2 protein-coding genes are annotated in these 2,464 nt (G+C 71.8%); both read left to right on the top strand.

The window, feature by feature from the left end:
- The coding region (locus ACXR2U_RS23985; RefSeq protein WP_458827613.1) for an FHA domain-containing protein at positions 1–793 on the top strand (793 nt) is incomplete at its 5' end.
- 7 nt (positions 794–800) lie between these two features.
- The coding region (locus tag ACXR2U_RS23980) for a cation:proton antiporter (RefSeq protein ID WP_458827612.1) at positions 801–2,464 on the top strand (1,664 nt) is incomplete at its 3' end.

Below are 2,464 nucleotides of genomic sequence, written 5' to 3'. Positions count from 1 at the left end.
GCCTCCCGCGCCTCCCGCGCCTCCCGCGCCTCCCGCGCCTCCCGTGGCGTCCCCGCCCCCGGCCCCGGCTCCGGTCGCCGCGGAACCGACGCCCGTGCCCGAGGACCCCGCGCCCACCGCGATGGAGCCGATGGCGGTCGTCCCGGACGGCACACCGGCCCCCGAGCCCGGTCCGGTCGTCGACCGCAGCCTGCCGTTCGAGTCGGTGCTGCTCGTCGGTCCGCCCGAGCAACCGACCGTGCCACCCGCCGCGCCCCCGAAGGCCGAGCCGCTGCCGACCGGAGCGGCAGCCGTCGCCGCGACCGGTGCACAGGACAACCGTGCCGTGATCCTCGGGGTCTACTGCAAGAACGGACACTTCGACGATCCCGACGCCCGCTACTGCGCGGTGTGCGGCATCTCGATGCAGCAGCAGACCCTGTACCCGCGGCCCGGCCCGCGGCCGCCGCTCGGCGTGCTCATCCTCGACGACGGCGCCATCTTCAGCCTCGACTCCGACTACGTCCTCGGCCGTGAACCCACCGTGCACCCCGACGTCCGTGACGGCGCCGCCCGACCCCTGCGGGTCAGCGGCGACAGCAGCCACGTCTCACGCGCCCACCTGCGTGTGACGCTCGACGGCTGGCACGTCACGATCACCGACCTGCAGTCGGCGAACGGCACCGCGGTCACGCTGCCGAAGCAGGACGCGTGGCAACGTCTGGAACCCGGCCGACCCTTCGCCCTCGTGCCTGGAACCCGTGTCGGCCTCGGCCGTCGCGAGATCCGGTACGAGTCGCACCGGAACACCTGAGGCCGCCGTGCACTCCCCGGTCCTCTACCTGCTGGGCGACCTCGCGATCATCATCGTGGCGGCCCGGTTGCTCGGGCGCCTCGCCCGCAAGCTCGGGCAGCCGTCGGTCGTCGGCGAGATCCTCGCCGGCGTCCTGCTCGGCCCGACGCTGTTCAGCGGCGCCATCACCAAGGCGCTGTTCCCGATGGACCTGCGGCCGATGTTGCAGTCGCTGTCGATCGTCGGCCTGGTGCTGTTCATGTTCGTGGTCGGCTACGAGGTCGACCGCTCGCTGATCCGCGGGCGGGAACGCGTCGCGGTGCGGGTGTCGATCGGGTCGATCATCCTGCCGCTCGGGCTCGGAGCCGCGCTCGGCGTGTGGCTCGCCCACCGGCACGACGTCGACGACGTCCTGCCGTTCGCGTTGTTCATCGGCGCGTCCATGTCGGTCACCGCGTTCCCGGTCCTCGCCCGCATCCTGACCGACCGTGGGCTGCAACGCACCCGCATCGGTGGTCTCGCCATCGCCAGCGCCGCGGTCGACGACGTGTTGGCCTGGTCGCTGCTCGCGGTCGTCGTGACCATCGCCGGATCCGAGGGCGGCAGCGACCAGTGGCACGTGCTGCTGTCGCCGGTCTACATCGCCCTCATGGCGCTGGTGGTCCGACCCCTGCTGCAACGGTTGGTCACCGCGCGCAACCGCGCGGGACGACTCACACCCGACGTGCTCGCGATCATCGTCGTGGGGCTGGTCCTGTCGTGTTACGCCACGGAGTGGCTCGGCGTGCACTACATCTTCGGCGCGTTCATCTTCGGTGCCTGCATGCCGCGCCTGCACGGCGAACAACTGCGCGAGGACGTCCTCGAGCGGCTGGAGCAGATCAGCGTCATCGTCCTGCTGCCGGTCTTCTTCGTCATCGCGGGCCTCGGCGTCAACCTCAGCCAGGTGGGCCTCGCCGGCCTGCTGGAACTGGTCGCGATCCTCGTGGTCGCGATCGGGGGCAAGTTCATCGGCGCCTACCTCGGGGCGCGCTCCGCGGGTGTGCCGTCGCGTCAGTCCGCCGTGCTCGGGACGTTGATGAACACCCGCGGCCTCACCGAGATCGTCATCCTCACCGTGGGCAAGGAACTGGGCATCCTCGACACCGAGTTGTTCTCGCTCATGGTCGTCATGGCGCTGGTGACGACGATCATGGCCGGGCCCCTGCTCAAGGTCTTCTACCCGAAGCGCCTCGTCGAACGTGACCTCGCCGACGCCGAACGGGCGGCCCTCGGCAACGCCGTCGCCTACCGGGTGGTCGCGGTGGTCGACGACCCGGTCCTCGACGTCGACGTGGTCCAGACGGCCGTGGCGATCGCCGCCGGTCGCAGGCCTTCGCAGGTGCTCATCACCCGGTTCGTGGCCCACGCCGCGACCGCGCGCCTCGAGGTCGGGTCCGGCCTCGGTAGTGAGCTGCTCGTCATGACGAAAGCCCTGCAGGAACTGCACGAACTCGCCGCGAGGGTCCGGGTCCCGGGCGTCGAGGTCACGGTGTTCAGCCAGTTCAGCGACGACCCCGCGGCCGATCTCGCGCGGCACGTGGCCACCGCCGAGGCCGACGTCGTGGTCGCCCGCGCGGGCAGCGCGCCGGTCGCCGCGGTCACGGCGGTGCGCGTGGTGGAGGTCGTGGCGACGCCCCCGGCCGACCCGCC

The sequence above is a fragment of the Jatrophihabitans sp. YIM 134969 genome, assembly GCF_054456675.1.
This window is presented reverse-complemented; position numbering and strand designations above follow the sequence as displayed.